16 protein-coding genes, 1 tRNA gene and 1 pseudogene are annotated in these 16441 nt (G+C 34.9%); 6 read left to right on the top strand and 12 right to left on the bottom strand.

Annotated elements, in window-relative coordinates; translation table 11 throughout:
• Positions 1-209 precede the first annotated feature (209 nt).
• From H7K77_RS07785 to H7K77_RS07750, 8 genes are all read right to left on the bottom strand, one after another.
• Positions 210-1094 (bottom strand): LCP family glycopolymer transferase, encoded by an 885-nt coding sequence (locus tag H7K77_RS07785; RefSeq protein ID WP_186577171.1) that lies wholly within the window; start codon positions 1092-1094, stop codon positions 210-212.
• A complete protein-coding gene (locus H7K77_RS07780) occupies positions 1087-1611 on the bottom strand; it encodes a sigma-70 family RNA polymerase sigma factor (protein WP_186577168.1) in 525 nt (174 codons plus the stop codon). Before H7K77_RS07780 ends, H7K77_RS07785 begins: the two co-directional genes overlap by 8 nt.
• 678 nt (positions 1612-2289) lie before the next feature.
• Positions 2290-2445, bottom strand: a complete 156-nt coding sequence (locus H7K77_RS07775) for a hypothetical protein (protein WP_186577167.1) — start codon at positions 2443-2445, stop codon at positions 2290-2292.
• 97 nt (positions 2446-2542) lie between these two features.
• Positions 2543-3145: a hypothetical protein gene (locus tag H7K77_RS07770; protein WP_222599273.1), complete on the bottom strand. Its 603-nt coding sequence runs from the start codon at positions 3143-3145 to the stop codon at positions 2543-2545.
• A 14-nt stretch (positions 3146-3159) separates the two neighbouring features.
• The gene (locus tag H7K77_RS07765; protein ID WP_186577163.1) at positions 3160-3600 is read right to left on the bottom strand and encodes a hypothetical protein; all 441 of its coding nucleotides are present in this window, start codon (positions 3598-3600) and stop codon (positions 3160-3162) included.
• Positions 3601-3854: 254 nt separating this feature from the next.
• Positions 3855-4103 (bottom strand): hypothetical protein, encoded by a 249-nt coding sequence (locus H7K77_RS07760; RefSeq protein ID WP_186577162.1) that lies wholly within the window; start codon positions 4101-4103, stop codon positions 3855-3857.
• Between the two features lie 71 nt (positions 4104-4174).
• Entirely contained in the window at positions 4175-4705 is a 531-nt protein-coding gene (locus tag H7K77_RS07755; protein ID WP_186577161.1) for an NUDIX domain-containing protein, read from the bottom strand.
• Between the two features lie 28 nt (positions 4706-4733).
• The gene (locus H7K77_RS07750) at positions 4734-5318 is read right to left on the bottom strand and encodes a histidine phosphatase family protein (RefSeq protein WP_235988873.1); all 585 of its coding nucleotides are present in this window, start codon (positions 5316-5318) and stop codon (positions 4734-4736) included.
• 377 nt (positions 5319-5695) lie between these two features.
• Here H7K77_RS07750 and nhaC point away from each other — a divergent pair, with 377 nt between their 5' ends.
• Positions 5696-7081 (top strand): Na+/H+ antiporter NhaC, encoded by a 1386-nt coding sequence (nhaC, locus tag H7K77_RS07745; RefSeq protein WP_186577160.1) that lies wholly within the window; start codon positions 5696-5698, stop codon positions 7079-7081.
• A gap of 254 nt (positions 7082-7335) precedes the next feature.
• Here the strand turns inward: nhaC and H7K77_RS07740 are convergent, their stop codons facing one another.
• The 4 genes and pseudogenes from H7K77_RS07740 to selB form a co-directional block, all read right to left on the bottom strand.
• Positions 7336-8166, bottom strand: coding sequence for a sugar nucleotide-binding protein (locus H7K77_RS07740; RefSeq protein ID WP_186577159.1), 831 nt, complete (start codon positions 8164-8166; stop codon positions 7336-7338).
• Between the two features lie 176 nt (positions 8167-8342).
• Positions 8343-9749, bottom strand: a complete 1407-nt coding sequence (gene selA / locus H7K77_RS07735) for an L-seryl-tRNA(Sec) selenium transferase (protein ID WP_186577158.1) — start codon at positions 9747-9749, stop codon at positions 8343-8345.
• A gap of 112 nt (positions 9750-9861) precedes the next feature.
• Positions 9862-10047, bottom strand: a pseudogene (locus H7K77_RS21500) (Rdx family protein); the annotation flags it as partial.
• Between the two features lie 70 nt (positions 10048-10117).
• On the bottom strand, positions 10118-12010 hold the full coding sequence (gene selB / locus H7K77_RS07725; protein WP_186577157.1) for a selenocysteine-specific translation elongation factor: 1893 nt from the start codon (positions 12008-12010) through the stop codon (positions 10118-10120).
• Between the two features lie 222 nt (positions 12011-12232).
• On the opposite strand from selB, the gene H7K77_RS07720 reads away from it, so the two are divergent.
• The 5 genes from H7K77_RS07720 to phnE all read left to right on the top strand — a co-directional run bounded on the left by H7K77_RS07720 (position 12233) and on the right by phnE (position 16413).
• Positions 12233-12329: transfer RNA gene (locus H7K77_RS07720), tRNA-Sec, on the top strand.
• 122 nt (positions 12330-12451) lie between these two features.
• Positions 12452-13462 carry a glycosyltransferase family 4 protein gene (locus H7K77_RS07715; protein WP_186577156.1) on the top strand — a complete coding sequence of 337 codons (1011 nt, stop codon included), beginning with the start codon at positions 12452-12454 and terminating at the stop codon, positions 13460-13462.
• Between the two features lie 81 nt (positions 13463-13543).
• Complete coding sequence (gene selD, locus H7K77_RS07710) at positions 13544-14578, top strand: selenide, water dikinase SelD (RefSeq protein ID WP_407926427.1); 1035 nt, start codon at positions 13544-13546, stop codon at positions 14576-14578.
• A gap of 201 nt (positions 14579-14779) precedes the next feature.
• A complete protein-coding gene (gene phnD, locus H7K77_RS07705; protein WP_186577155.1) occupies positions 14780-15646 on the top strand; it encodes a phosphate/phosphite/phosphonate ABC transporter substrate-binding protein in 867 nt (288 codons plus the stop codon).
• 32 nt (positions 15647-15678) lie between these two features.
• A complete protein-coding gene (gene phnE, locus H7K77_RS07700; protein ID WP_407926426.1) occupies positions 15679-16413 on the top strand; it encodes a phosphonate ABC transporter, permease protein PhnE in 735 nt (244 codons plus the stop codon).
• The last annotated feature ends 28 nt before the right edge of the window (positions 16414-16441 follow it).

Genomic DNA, 16441 nt, shown 5'->3' with positions numbered 1-16441 from the left:
AGAGCCAAAATATACAGTTTGATGTATATTTTGGCTCATCTAGATATAGGAGTTATTGAACATAAGCTCCCGTTAGCTTAAGTGCAATAAATTACAAACTATGATGTCGCTTAACTAGAAATTGCAATAGAATGTAAAAAGATGTCAGGATACAATACTGATAGTCTCTGTTAATCCTGACATCCGCAGTCCGTAACAATTTTATCTCATTATTCTTTCTTACTCAAATGCTGTTTTAAAGTATTAGAGGTTGTTTCTAACAGGTTTTGATTAATTTCTACGTAATAGATCTCATTAATAAATTTTTCTTCTATCCCCTTTTCCATATCAATCACCTGAATGGATTCAGAATTACTGTCCTCCAGTTGAAATTGATTTAATATGTCACTTGGTATGTTAGTTTCACTTTCTTCTAAAAGATTTTTAAATTGAGAGAAGGATAATCGTTCTTTTAATAAATTTCCAACTTCATTTTTTTGAATAATATTATCTTTTTTATCACTTTCACTAATTCCTAACACTCCGAAAATTCTCTCTATTGGGATTACTGAATAATAATCAATAGAAATATCGAATAGGTTTGATACAGTTGTCAAGACTGGTTCATGCTTTGCATTTAAAGCAGTCGCATGGAGTAGCTTATTCTTACCAATCATTTTTCCTTCCGAATTAAAAATTTCAACATACGTATCACGTGGAATTGGGACCAAATTGATACTTTTGTCACCGCTATTATAAGTTAGTAAAATATTAATATCACTTCTATGATTTGAATCTTCCCCCATTAGTAAGGCTGAAAAAGATATGTCTTCCTGTTGAGATGCTTGTTGTTTATTCGGATTTTCCTGACTAATATCATTGCCTGAATATAAATTTGGTAAAAGTAAGCCAATTGCTAAGATTAATGCCATTACACTACCCAATATGGGACCTACATAACGTTTAACAATATGATGGAGGGTGGGGTGATTGTTTTGTTTTTTATATTTATTTTTCTGAATTTTGTTTAAAGTTTCCACCCTATCTTCTTTAGTAAAGGCTAAATCTTCCTCATCCAAATATGAAAATAACTCCTTATTAAACTTGTTATCCATAAATATCCGCCTCCTCAATTAAGATTTTTAACCTTTGCTTTGCTCTACTTAACCTTGTTTTAACTGTATTAATATTCAGTTCGGTTACTTCGGATATTTCACCAATTGATAAAGACTTATAGTAATACAGAAAGACAACTTCCCGATAATTTTGGGGCAAAGAAATGATAAAATTTTTCATCTCTTCGTGTTCTGAATCTTTAATCACCTTGTCTTCTGTTGAAGGTAAAAAGGATGTAATAGCACTTCCAAAAAAACTTTTAACATGAACTTTTCTATAATTCCAACTTCTTAAATAATCCTTGCACTGATTAATTGTGATTCTATACAACCACGTTTTTATCGATGAATCAAAACGAAAGTTATCTAAGTTCTGATAACATTTAATAAAGGTATTCTGAACCATATCCTTTGCAGTTTCTTTGTCTTTCACGTAGTTAAATGCCAACCTAACCAAATCACTCCCATGTTCTATCATAATTTCTTCTAATATGTCTTCTTTTCCGCTCTTCTCCATAACTACCCTCTTTTCCAACCCGTTTCAGAATTTGACCTTTAGACGATAGCTGAACAAAAATAGTTTCAGGATTCGTTAGTAATCACTTTTAACTTTTTCACCAGTTACAAAGTGCCTTAAATTGAATATTATATATAAAGAAAAAAGCATTAAATACAAGATAACGTAAATCTTGCAAATAATGCTCAATTTTATTAACACATGTTAATGAACTTAATTGGAACCTACACCCTTATTTATAGTTTTAAAACATTACACAAGTTAGCACAAAAGGTGTTAAACAAATTTGCACATTAGAATATCGTCATACAATCAATAAAATATTACTTTTTTTCTTCCGCTAACTGACCCGTTAGTGCAAAAAGCACTAATTCGGTAACATGCATATTTATTAGTGTATATACATTGTTTCGTGAGTATTGATGATGAAAAGACAAACAGTGGTTGCATCATCCTTAATACCCTCATACACATTCTTTCATAAAATAGGGAAGTCCTTAACTGGAAAATAGTGTTTCATTTTATCAAGCAAATATTGAACCATCCAATCTAGCGGTCACACTAAGATGTACATCATCTAACGATGTACACCTTAGTCTTTAAGGCTTTAATTAGTAGATAAGGCGTCCTTCCATATAGAACATTTATTCTTCTAATGTATAATTACATCTTTACACATTAGAAGAATAAATTTCTTAGAAATAGAACTCCGTATAAGATAGCCCCACAAGCTACAATAAACAATCCAACCATTACAAACCCATAAACAAAGCCTTTCCCCATGGAAAATAAATCTAAAAACATATTTTTAAATATATCCATTACCTTAGACAAAAACTCTCCCCTACCTTTTTAAAGCAACTCCAATTCAAAGCTTTATTTCCTTATTTTTCTCGCTGAAACGAATAATCTTATAATTATGACTATGTTTTTATAGATCTAACTCTTCTATTTTCTTAAATACTAATGAATACATTGCATTTATGTGAGCATCTGTCTTTTCGTCATTGTACAAACCAAAACCCAACCGATTTAATTTCTCTTCATTAGTTTGATTATATACCCCATTTGTATAGGTGAAACCTGGTTCCCAGTGCCAAGTGTCACTATATTCAATGTTCTCAGATGAAGTAAAAGGAATAAGACTTCTAGCAGATATAAAAAAATATGGGACGGTGGAACGCAAGTACAAATTTGAATATTGACTTTCGGAAGCCTCTGTAAGGTTTTCTGGCATAACAAAGATGGCATCATAAGGATTCTTTTTCCACTTTATTAGTCCATCAAAAGTTATCTCTTCAAATTCAACCTGTCCTTCTCTGACTTCAGGTGGATTTCCAATCACCCCAATTCTTAATGCTTTACCGTTATACAATTCGAATTCTACAGCATTAGAATTATCCAAACGATTTGTTACTGGAGTATTTTCAGGTTTGTCTTTCATTTGGTTCCTCACGATACTAATGGTTGAGTCATTATCACAGCCGATTAATGCAAATCCAATTGTGATACATAAGATGAGTAATCGTTTCAACATTCAACCCTCCACTAAAACGAAATAGCCTTAGAAGCAAACCTCTCCTTAAGTTTTTTCTTCAATTCTATTGTATCGTTATTAGATAACCAGTCTGTATATATTGGCTCTTCCTTCCCATCATCCATTATCAGTAAAATTACGTCGTTGACTTGAGCAACACGCTCTACCTTATTGAAATTTATTACTTTTCTCGAAAGGATACTCCCTCTATGGATTGATAATGAATTGTCTTGCATGAATAAGTAATCTTTTTTATGTAATCTGAAGTAATATATAGCCTTACTTATCCCTAACAAAATAAATATAGAACAAGCAACAATAAAAATTGTGTTTGCTGTTTTACTTGCATCCATTGTTATAAAGAAGCAGGTACCTGTGATGATAATCATTAGCACGATTAATATAGAAGTTATACCTTCTCTAAACCACTTCTTATTCGCACTGTACTTCAAATGTTCTCCTCCTCGGTCACTTCAGTTAGGTTAACTTTATGATTTTATGATTTAATTTTAACATAATATTCCAAATGTTCACCAGGTTTCCATAAAAAAAGGAGCACCATTATAGAGGATTCCCTAGTTCAACTCTTTCCTTAACTACTCCTCGATTCGAAAGATAAATCGGTTCTTTATTCAGCTAAAACAGTGCTTAATTATTGTTGTATCTTATTAATTAATTTGGTTAGTTAAATAAATGAGATTACTAGTCAAGCCATCATATATCCAAACATCAAGATTAGTAGGAAGACTACATATAAACCTACAACACAAAGCGTGATGATCCTCCATATCCCTTTTCCCATAATTACTAAGATAGTCGTAAAAACAAATAAAGCAGCTAGGATTTTCGTTATAGTCCCAGGTGCTACATCTAACCTTTCTCCTATTACGAAAGCAATTAATAACATGATTACCATACAGACAAAGGACGCAAAACCTAACCAATATCTAATCATAATATGGACCTCCTTATAGTTCTAGTCTTATAACTGTTACTGAGTTATGTGGAGTTAGGGGAACTTTATTTTTACAGTACATTATCCGTTCGAACGGGTAGTTCCCAATCCTCTAATAAAGCCCAAGTGATCGTAGGCTCCCCCTTTAAAGATTTCATTGAACCTACATACACTTTATCTTGTGCATTACTCAAATTATGATAATGATCCAAAATTTCCTTTGTTGTAGCCGTTACATTTTGTGAACTAATATCCTTACTCTTGATCCATAATAACTGGCCTTCTTCACTATCAACTACTTGGGAATCTGGAAGGACACGACCAAAATAAACATACTGTATCCGAATCTCGGTGCAGTGCTTCATCCGGATAACTATATATCGTAGTTTTAAATCAGATAAATTTTGTGTCGTTAATCCTGTTTCTTCTTCCATTTCTCTTAAACAAGCAATATATGGATTATCTATTTCTTCCCTTTTCATGTGTCCTCCTATCGGAACCATTAGCCCAGACAGAAATTTACTATTTGATTTTTTCTGAAGCATCAATACCTCGTCCTTTTCATTAATGAGAAATGCTACAGACATTTGCCTAAGTTTCATTATAATTCTCCTCATTCATTGATCATTTCTATTTGAATAAACTATTCCATAACCGCTCTACTTCTATTAAACTACCTTTATTATCAAAATCTAACCTATAAATATCAGGCTTCGAAGTACTTTTCCAAAAATTATAGCCGTATCGATTATCAAAGTAGTTCATAATTATAGTCATAATGTTTCCATGCGTTCCTATTACAATATTCTTTTGTTGGTAAATTTTTAGTAATTGCATAATTATAGGGATTGCTCGTTTTTGAGCCTTATATACGGATTCTCCACCTTCTAAACAAAAGTTTTTATCTTCAAAAGATAATTTTATAGCATCTGTTATCTCTTTTTCAGGTAGTTTGTAATTTAATCCTTTAATTGGTCGCTCTTTTAATTCTTCGTATGTTATTACGTTCAACCCTTTATAGTTTGCAAGTTCTTGTACAGTTTGAACTGCTCTAGTATAAGAACTCGAAACAACTACATCAATGTCCTTATCAATTAATATTTGAGTTACTTTTTTTGCATCGGTTTCCCCTTCTTTTGACAATCTCCTAGAACTCTCTTTTCCAAATGTAAACGGAGACTTCGCATGCCGTACCATATAAATAGATGTAGACAAAGGTTATTCTCTCCCATCTTAATAAACTATCTTCCTCAGCTGTTCTGAAAATAACAATTAGCACTAACCTTTCTTGAATTTATACGCCCTTATGGGTATACTGACATTTTCAAAAAAAACTAAGTAAGTTCAAAAGCTAAACATTACTGAGAAAGTAAATTATCCATCCGTGTATATATTAACATAAAATTCCAATTCCCTTTTATAAAAATTACAATAACAAGTTGTCGCTTTGTTTTTAACTTGCAAAGTTTATAATCAAGACTTTAAACACAAAAATCATTTCATTTATATGCAAATCAAGTTTAGTTTCAAAAGATTTTATGATAAAGTATGAAAGTTAGTGAAGTAATTCATTTTTTAGAAGGAGCTCGTTTATGTTTGAAATTCAACCAGTTTATAAACCAAAAGTGTCAGAGGCAATCATATTAATTATCGGTATTTTGTCTTCGATATTTGTTTCCATTTTTTATTTTTCTTCTGCACCACATATCCCTATTCTATTATCCATTCTTATACTAATGGCTTATGGACTTTTTCGTAAAGTATCCATAAATGAATTAGAAAATGGACTTGTAGATGGAGCAAAATCAGGAATTCAAGCGATTTTTATCTTTTTATTAATTGGAGTCCTTATTAGTAGTTGGTTGTTAAGCTCTACTATTCCGACAGTCATGTACATAGGTTTTGAATTAATCACACCTGAATATTTTTATGCCATTATTTTTGTGCTTACTGCAATCATAGGTGTGTGTGTTGGCAGTTCATTGACAACTGTCGCAACGATTGGAGTTGCTTTTATTGGTATAGCTGAAGCGCTAGATTTATCTTTAGCTATCACAGCTGGCGCAATCGTATCTGGATCTTTTTTCGGTGACAAAATGTCGCCACTATCTGATACAACGAATTTAGCTGCCTCTGTTGTTAAGGTGGATCTATTCGAACATATTCGCAACATGAGTTGGACTACTGTACCTGCCTTTCTTATTACGTTTATTCTGTTTATGATCATGTCTCCATCAAAAGTTTCTACAGATTTTACAAAAGTAATCGAAATGAAGGAAGTATTAATAAATAGTAGCAGTGTTCAATGGAATAGTCTTATTCCAATAATCTTGTTGTTTGTTTTAATCTTGTTTAAGATTCCAGCTATATTTGTTCTGGCATTGAGCAGTCTATCGGCCATCATTCTTTCATTTTTTCATCAGGAAGGATTAACAATAGTCAAGTTATTATCAGTTTTGTTCGATGGATATGTTTCGGAGACAGGAAATGAAGCAATTGATTCCCTACTTTCCAGAGGTGGGATGAATAGCATGATGTTTACAATTTCTCTGGTGTTGTTAGCATTAGGCATGGGAGGACTGTTATTTAAACTAGGAATTATACCAGCTATCCTAGAAGGAATCGAGCACTGGTTAAAAACTAAATCATCCGTTATCCTTGCTTGCGTCTTCTCAGCAATAGGGATAAATGTACTAGCTGGTGAACAATACCTATCGATTTTATTAACAGGTGAATCGTTTAAATCCCATTTTAAAAGAGTTGGCTTAGCTAATAAGAATCTATCTCGCGCATTAGAAGACGGAGGAACAGTCATCAACCCACTTGTTCCATGGGGAGTTTGTGGAGCTTTTATTACCACCGTACTTGGCGTTCCTACATTAGAGTATCTCCCATTCGCCTTTTTTTGTCTGCTATCACCAATCATCACCATAATCCTTGGATTTACAGGTTGGACATTAACAACTACTTCTAAATAGGTTAAATGATAAATACCCAGTCTTTTTATAAAACTGGGTATTTATCTTTCTTAAGAGATAAACCGGATTTATAGACTAACCTGTGAAAAGTCGGAAAGGCGTTGAATGATTATTTGTATTTCATGTCACATAATTTTCATCTCTTCATGATTTATAACTTAAATTTAGATAGGTAATGGCAAATGAAGAAATTGGTTAGAAGATCTACACCAAAAAATTATTATAGCTCCTCTTCTCTCTTTCAATATCCGACATTATATTAGACTTCTAAACTGTGTGTTAAGCAGGTCATGTACCCTTTGTGTATTTAATGAAGTATCCAACAGTATATAAGGTGTTTCATTTATATTAATTTCGGATGGTTGTACACTATTTTCACTAAAACCTAAACCTCTTAGTCGCTTTTGGTAAAACGCAAAGTAACTTTCTTTTTGCAATGGTCCTACATGTAACATCCCATTAAAGTCTGTATGGGTAAGTTCTAAGATCGCTTTTGATAAATCCTCAATATGCACAAATGTCCGATACATATTTGTAGCCGCCTGAAAGATTCCTTTTTCCTCCACTTGACAAATAATCCTTTGGGTCCGCTGTTCCATATCATCATTTAAATCTGTTCCATAAAGAGGACCTGTACGAATAATAATGTGATTTGGATGGTTATATTGAACCTTCTTTTCACCAATTATTTTTGAATTGACATAGGTAGCTAAAGGTGCCTCTTCGGGTAACGGCATCGTTTTATCAGGCTCAGAATAACCGCCTTTTCCTTCTGCAAAAACACCATCTGTAGATATAAAAATAAGTTTCATCTTTTTACTCATCGCTGATAAAAGATTTGTCAGGCCAATGTTTATTAGAACGTCTTCTTCATTCATACTCAACAATGACCACACTACTACATCTGGAAGATAATCTTTGATAGCCTTTTCTACAGCTTGTATATTAGATACGTCCAATTTAATAATATCTGATTTTTCATTTGCATACCGTGAAGTACCCAATACGGTGTAATTTAAATTTTTAGCTAAACCATATAAAGCCGATCCTAGAAAACCAGTCGCTCCTAATATAAGAATTCTCAAAATGATATTCCCCCAATAAAATCCTTACTTAATGTACATTAGTTCACACCAATTTTAACATAAATATCCAATTTTGATGTAGAAGTTGCTAATAGGTTGGCTAACTAATAGTACTTTATTAACTCAAAACAAAAAAATAGCGAGACTAGTACGCCCGCTAACTTTAGGATTCCATTTTATTTAAGTAATTCTACAAAGGTTTGAATAAGAATATCAGTCTCTTCTTGCGATATTGTTCTAAAATCAATTAGTATTTTTTCGTCTTTAATCCTTGCAATAACATTTGCTGTTTGACTATGTCTTAATCGCTCTCCTAGCTGTTCTGCAGAATAGGCATGGTGAGATACGACAACGACAATTGTAGGCAAGGTTACATCAGGCATTGTGCCTCCACCAACTTGTGAGGTTGACTCGACTACTTCCGATTCATACTCACTAGCCTGTTTCTTCAACTCCGATATAAAATAATGTGACTGCTGTTCTATTTCAGTTAATGGTTTTACGATGTCGCGGATGGTAGGTAATTGTATTTCCGCTTTGTTAGTCAAATAAGCTAATAATGTTTTTTCTAAGCCAGCAAATGTCATTTTATCGACACGTAATACTCTTGCTAGCTGGTGTTTCTTTAATTTTTGGATTAGCTCTTTTTTTCCAACAATAATCCCAGCCTGAGGTCCACCTAACAACTTGTCCCCACTAAAGGAGACAAGATCGACGCCAGATTCGATCACATCCTTTACGACCGGTTCTTCCCCAACGCCTACTTGTTTAAAATCATAGATAGATCCGCTTCCTAGGTCCTCATAAAATATCAGACCATTATGTTCATTCTTTAACGCAACCAGGTCTTCTGTATCGACAGATTCTGTAAATCCTATCGTTTTAAAATTACTTGTATGTACTTTTAAGATCATTGCAGTTTCATCACTTATTGCATTTTCATAGTCATAGAGATGCGTTTTATTTGTAGTACCCACTTCAACTAGACGTGCACCGCTCTCTTCCATGATGGAGGAGATTCGAAAAGACCCTCCTATTTCAACTAGTTGCCCACGGGATACGATTACCTCTTGCTCTTTTGCTAACGCTCTTAGCACCAAGTAAACGGCAGCAGCGTTATTATTGACGGCCATTGCCGCCTCTGCCCCAGTCACTTCTTTCAACAAGCCTTCTAAAATATCATGTCTAGAGCCACGTTTCCCTTCATCTATATTGTACTCCAAATTAGAATAGTTACCGGCAATATGTGTGATATGCTCAATAGCTGCATCACTTAATCTAGCTCGTCCTAGATTTGTATGTAATACCGTACCTGTTGCATTGATAACAGGAGTTAACCGTTCTTGCAAAAGTTTTGATAGATTATTTTCAACTTTCATCCAAATATAATCTATAAAGCTCTGTTTAGAGAGATCTATGGTTACATGACTATCTAGAATTTCAGTCCTTATTTCATCGATTACTTGTTGAATAACTTTGGTCAATAGTTTTACTGGTACATCCGTTTTTTCTATTAAATCCTTAAATCGCCGACTATTCTGAAGCTCATGGACGGGTGGGATTTCTCGTAATAACTGTTTCAATTGTATCACCCTTTCTGGGAATCCTCTTACATTATAATAGGTAAACGATTTAATTACCAAATTGGTCAGAAAAAAAGACGAATCCGGCCTTCCGAATCGTCTTTTTTCTAGTTTAAAGTTTTTCTAATTCTTCAATAATTAAATCTACAGAAGGGTATTCTCCAGATTCAAGCTTTGAGAATAACAAGTTTCCGTTTCCGTAGACTTCGAATGCCCCACCGGAACTTGGAATTAATTCTAATGACGAAATAGACGCTCGGTAATGTGAAAATAGGTCCTCCGCAAAACTTGCGGCTTTAGGTGCATAATTTCATTGCATACAAAATTTTATCATAATCTTAAACTTCATCATTGCTAACTCCCTTGCTTCATTTTTTAGTTTTTACCCAATACCTTGAGTTATCATCTCTTTCAGTGAAAGTTAACTCATCTAACAAATCCAAAAAGGGTATTAAAAATTTTCTAGATACGTCTAAACAATCCTTTGCCTCTTTTAATGTAAAGGAACCACTCGTGTTCTCTTTTAAATGTTGAACAGCACTGTTCAATGAATCTTTATGAAGGATTAGATCTTCTGTTAAGCGATAAGCCAGATTCGTCTGTAATAGGTAGCTTTTTAACTCTTCCGTATCATTTTTTGAAAATGGCACATTGCTGACGTATTCTTCCCACTTCTTAACAGACAAACCATCCCGTTTTAAGTTTAAAATTATTTCCTCCATACGTGTTTGCCATTTCTTTGTTATATGCGGTTTAAAGTTTGAAAGAAAAATAAATTGATGATCTTTTTTCAGATCTCCATTAGCAACCATTCTATCCATGGAATAATCAACAAGAATGGTTGGATACCTTTTTCCAACAGACTGCATTACCTCCGCTTTATTGATTCCCAAGCGCATTGGATAGTTCAGGTGATATGTCTCTACTAGGTTGTAGACTGTCCCAATCGTCCTCTGCATCACTTGTTCAAGCGTAAACTTATTATTCGTTAACGGTTGGAATTGTACCCCTTTTAATAATTCTTTGACTTCATTTTCATCTAAGGAGGTAGCTTGGACCAGTTCGTCAATCGATAATACAAACCTTTCTTCAAGAGCTCGGACGACTAAGTCAGTTGGAGTTCCTTCTTTCTTTTGTTGAAGCATCGTAATTGTTTCCGCTCCAAATCGGTATTTCTTACCCATTGGGTCAATTATCCATCCGCCACCAATTGTTTCGACTGGAGTCGGCCGTCTTAATATAAAACGATCCCCTCTCCTGACGACTATTTCTTCCTCTAATCTAATTTGGCATAGAACTTCATCTGTATTTTTTTGAACGGAGTTTCTATCAAAAAATACAATTTTCCCCATCACCTCAGAAGCCCCGACGTGTAGTTTTATTGGAGATCGTTGTTTAATTTCAAAATCCAGTGGATCCACAAATTGAATCGCAACATCAATCACATCTGTTACTAAGAAATGATCCGACGCAACTATTACATCGCCACGTTGTACATCATCAGTGTTCACACCACCTAAATTAATGGCGGCTCTTTGCCCTGCTCGTGCTTCTCCGACGTCTTCGTGATGAACTTGAATATTCCTTGCTCTTACTGTTTTTCCACTAGGTAAAATTGTTAGTTCGCTCGCTTTTTTGACAAAACCTTCATAAACAGTCCCCCGAGCAACTGTTCCTTGTCCTTGTACCGTAAAAACCTGATCAACAGGCATCCGAAATGAGCCGTAACGATCACGAACTTCCATTTTACCAAGGTGATTAACAATCGTCTCTTTTAATTCATCCAATCCTTTTCCTGATAAGCTATCCACGTGTACGATTTCGGCCTGCTGAAATACAGAACTAGTTAACGTTTCTTTTATATCTAATTCCACTAAATCCAACATTTCCTCGTCTACTCTGTCCACTTTAGTAATCGCAATAATAGCACGTTTTACACCAAGAAACTCTAGGATTTCTACGTGTTCCTTTGTTTGGGGCATCACCCCTTCATCAGCTGCTATGACGAGGACAACTAAATCGATTCCTGCCACCCCTGCAATCATTTTACGGATAAAGCGTTCATGGCCAGGTACATCGATAATGGATACATGCATGCCATCATTCAACTCTAGCGGTGCATAACCTAATTCAATTGAAATCTTACGTTCTTTTTCTTCTTTTAATCGATCTGTATCAATATGCGTTAAAGCTTTTGTTAATGTCGTCTTCCCATGGTCTATATGACCAGCCATACCAATAGTAAAATAACTTTCTTCCACGACGAACCCGCTTTCTATTTTTCTAGTTACTATTTACTTTAATCTTAAGCATGGATTGATTCAAGTACGACGATTTTATTAAGAGACAATGTTTTAGACTTTTTTCAAATTTAATCTCTTTTTCGACTTTATTTTCGCTTTTTTTCAGGTCTTTCTAGTTAAATTACTTGTTCTTATTCTTCTAAATAGTTATAATCAATTCTGTCACATTTTATAGCATATGGGATTGGATGGGTGACTGGTGTCCCCCTGGGTCTTCAAAACCCTGAGGGAGGCGCGTGCCGTCTCCGGTGGGTTCGATTCCCACACAGTCCCGCCATAATTAAAAATTTTACCGTAACAGAACTTTTTTTGTGGTTTGTTACGGTTTTTGTATGTATGGATATGAATGGTTAAATGGAACAAGATAAATTAAAGTATTCTTAAAGGATGACTCATGAAATGAAACTAGTTTTAGCTACTCCGAATTTTCACCAACCAAGGGGAAATACGGTGACCGTACAGCGAATAGCAAACGGATTAGAAAAATTAGGTGTAGACACAGAAATTATCTCGATAACAGATGATTCCCTCCATACGCTTCCAGATGCTGATTTGTTACATGGCTTCCATGCTTATCGATTTTATAAATTTCTAAATAAACTCAATAAAAAATCCAAGTCGTATGTGATTACATTGACTGGTACAGATCTAAATCATAACTTATTCGATCCAGATACTCGAAACGATGTTTTGGCTTGCTTAAAGAATGCTGAAGCAATTCATGTCTTTAATGAGGAAGCAAAGCAAATTATAGAAGCAGAAGCAAAAGAAGTATTGCCTAAACTATTCTTCCTTCCACAAGGTGCTAGTCAATTTAATATAGTAGATTATCGAGTTTCAAAAGAAGCTAACACTTTTTTATTCGTCTTACCTGCTGGCATACGTAAAGTGAAAAATATTCCATTTGCCATCGAATTATTAAAAGAACTATATCAAAAAAATAATAAAATTCGATTGTGGTTAATTGGGCCTATTATTGAAGACGTAGAAGGAAAACAAGTAACTGCCTTAGTGGAGAAAAATAAGGAATGGGTTAAATACCTTGGACAAGTACCACATGATGAAATGGGTCTCGTTTATCATCAAGCCGATTGTGTACTTAATACCTCCGTTACAGAAGGACAACCATCGACTGTTATTGAAGCAATGGGTCATGGTCTTCCCGTTTTAGTATCAGATAATCACGGGAATACTAGTATTGTTTCTCACCAAAAAACTGGATGGATTTATTCTACTGCAAACCAATTTCTTGATTGTGCAGAACAAATCGTGAATAATATCGAATTAAGGCAATCTATTGGGAAACATGCCAAACAATATATTGCCGAACACCACTCAAGTGAGCATGAAGCTGAATTTTTGCTGAGCGTATATCAACGTATTTTGAAGGAATTGGACGCTTCTAAATAAAAATATAAATGGCGTACACTCATGTGGTTTACAATCTAAGGATTTTTATAAGGAGTGAGTATTGTGTCTAAAAAAGATGAAATTATAAAGTTAACTTCTTTATCGACTAAAGGTGGCTGAGGATGCAAAATTGGTCCTGAAGACCTGTCGCAGGTTCTGCGACACTTACCAAAATCTGTTCCAGATCCAAATCTACTCGTTGGACTGGATACATCAGACGATGCAGGAGTATATAAAATAACGGATGATATAGCGCTTGTTCAAACGCTAGACTTTTTCACGCCGATAGTGGACGACCCGTACATGTTTGGGCAAATAGCTGCGGCTAATTCGCTAAGTGATGTTTATGCTATGGGTGGAAAGCCGATAACAGTTATGAACATAGTCGGATTCCCTATAAGTATTCTAGACAAAAGCATCTTGGCAGATATTCTAGCCGGTGCCTCTGATAAAGTAATAGAGTCTGGAGCTACTTTAGTTGGTGGTCACTCCATCGATGACCAGGAACCAAAATTTGGTTTATCTGTTACAGGTACGATACACCCTGATAAAATACGTGCAAATGTTGGTGCAAAACCTGGTGACAAGCTGATTCTGACAAAACCTATTGGGGTTGGCATTTTAACTACTGCTATTAAGAAAGAACTTCTTGACGAAGAAACCTTAAACGAAGTTATGGATACAATGGCCACTTTGAATAAGGATGCAGCAGAAGCGATGGAACGTTATCAGGTTAATGCCTGTACAGATGTAACTGGGTTTGGTTTGTTAGGACATACCCGTGAAATTGCGGAAGGCAGTAATGTTGGAATTACAATTGATTACAACAAGGTTCCCCTCCTACCAAGAACGAAGGAATTAGCTGATCAGAATATAATTCCAGGTGGAACAAAGAAAAATCACAAATGGTTGGCTGAATGTATTGATTATAGCGATCATATTGCAGGCGTTGACCAGATGATTCTTTGTGACGCAGTAACTTCAGGTGGATTGTTAATAGCGTTGCCAGAAGAAGAAGCTGAGCAGTTACACCGTGATTTACTCGAAAGAAATGTTTCTTCATCGATAATCGGAACAGTTACAGAAGAAAAACCTGGTAGGATTACAGTTATTTAATTAACTTTCCTTACCGTAGAAGGACTCCTCCTTAGGGTCCTTCTTTACTTACTATTTAATTATTTAGCTTGCTTTTTATTATTTTCAAATACATGAATAGGAAAAACAGAAATAAACTAACAATAGTGTTATTTACCAGATTCAGTGGACAAAATAGTCCAATACAGAGTAAAGATACATATTGATTAAGAGGTGAAAGATATGAAGAAAAGAATACTTGCAATTTTATTTGTTCTAATAACTCTTCTTAGTGCATGTGGAGGAAAAGAAAGTGAGCCGTTTACGATAGGAGTAATACCATCTCAAACAGAAGGTGCAATGGAAGGCGCGATGGATAAATTACAAACAACGCTAACGGAAGAGCTAGGTAGAGAAGTTTCCATTGAAGTTTATCCTGATTATAACGGTGTTGTGGAAGCGATGAATTATGACAAAATAGATATGGCCTATTTTGGACCGCTAACTTATGTTGTTGCACACGCAAAAAGTGGTGCAAAGGCAGTCGTTACACAACTAATTGATGGGGAACCTTTTTATCATTCCTACATTATTACACATAATGAGAATCCTTGGAATTCATTAGAAGAGTTGCTGGCAGATACTAGCGAGGTTGACTTTGCATTTGGTGATCCAAATTCTACATCTGGTTCGTTGATTCCTAGTATTGAATTGCAAGATCATGGGGTATATACCTCTGAAGAAGAGCATACATTTAACTCTGTCCGTTTTACTGGTTCCCATGACGCAACTGCATTGGCGGTTCAAAACCAGCAAGTTGATGCTGGTGCCATAGATAGCGCGATTTTCAACCAATTAGTAGAGAGTGGCAAAGTGGATGGAGATGTATTAAAAGTAATATGGGAATCTGAAGAATTGTTCCAGTACCCTTGGGCTGTCCATAAAGATACAGACGAGGAAACTATTGAAACATTACAACGTGCATTTTTAGCTATTGAAGATCAAGAAATTCTGGATGCCTTTGGTGCAACTGGATTTACGGAAGCAAGTAATGAAGATTATGAAAGTATCAAGGATGCGGCAATTAAACAAGGAATTATTGAAGAATAGAGCTGATTGATGTGTGGTTTAAACGCAAGAGTATAGTTACTGTTCTCCTCTTGCTCGTTTTCATTTATTTAAGCATGAGGCTGACCGAATTTGATTTATCAAAGTTTAGAGATTTTAAAAATATGATCGACTTTTTAGCTCAATGGTTTCCTATGGATTTCTCTAAGCTACCTGACATGATTCATGACAGTTTAGAAACTTTAGCAATGGCCTTTCTTGGTAGCTTTTTCGGATTACTAATCGCCCTTCCTATTAGTTTCTTAGCTGCAAGAAATACGTCACCATCGGGTTATCTCTATCATTTTTCAAGATTTGCATTAAGCTTTGTTCGCTCCATCCCAGAAATTGTCTTTGGACTTATCTTACTCACCGCACTTGGCCTTGGTCCCTTTCCTGCAGTACTGGCGATCATGTTTCATAATGTCGGTGTACTAGGAAAATTAGTATCAGAACTTGTGGAAGCATCTGATCCTGGCCCGCAGGAAGCGATGAAGGCCGTAGGTGCTAAGAAAAACTTTGCCTATCTTTTCAGTATTATTCCACAAATATGGCCTAACGTTTTATCCCATTTCTTTTACCGGTTTGAGGTTGCTATTCGTACTTCCCTTATCCTTGGCTTCATCGGTGGTGGTGGAATTGGTCAACGCTTATTTAATGACTTTAAAACATTCCAATACTCTTCTGTATCACTCGATGTTTTCATTATTATGATTATCGTGATCATTGTTGATTTACTTGGTAGTCATCTTCGTAATAAAGTTATTTGACCCTCAGTTTAGTTTAATTTTCTAAGTA

The organism is Aquibacillus kalidii, assembly GCF_014280935.1.
GTDB classification, from domain to species: domain Bacteria; phylum Bacillota; class Bacilli; order Bacillales; family Amphibacillaceae; genus Aquibacillus_D; species Aquibacillus_D kalidii.
The sequence above is the reverse complement of the archived record's forward strand: the minus strand, read 5'-3'. Positions and strand labels throughout refer to the sequence as shown.

Bases quoted from the DNA above. Each gene is read 5' to 3' on its own strand.
- H7K77_RS07785 (WP_186577171.1), bottom strand. From the start codon at position 1,094: ATGGATAACAAGTTTAATAAGGAGTTATTTTCATATTTGGATGAGGAA.
- H7K77_RS07780 (WP_186577168.1), bottom strand. From the start codon at position 1,611: ATGGAGAAGAGCGGAAAAGAAGACATATTAGAAGAAATTATGATAGAA.
- H7K77_RS07760 (WP_186577162.1), bottom strand. From the start codon at position 4,103: ATGATTAGATATTGGTTAGGTTTTGCGTCCTTTGTCTGTATGGTAATC.
- H7K77_RS07755 (WP_186577161.1), bottom strand. From the start codon at position 4,705: ATGAAACTTAGGCAAATGTCTGTAGCATTTCTCATTAATGAAAAGGAC.
- nhaC (WP_186577160.1), top strand. From the start codon at position 5,696: ATGTTTGAAATTCAACCAGTTTATAAACCAAAAGTGTCAGAGGCAATC.
- H7K77_RS07715 (WP_186577156.1), top strand. From the start codon at position 12,452: ATGAAACTAGTTTTAGCTACTCCGAATTTTCACCAACCAAGGGGAAAT.
- phnD (WP_186577155.1), top strand. From the start codon at position 14,780: ATGAAGAAAAGAATACTTGCAATTTTATTTGTTCTAATAACTCTTCTT.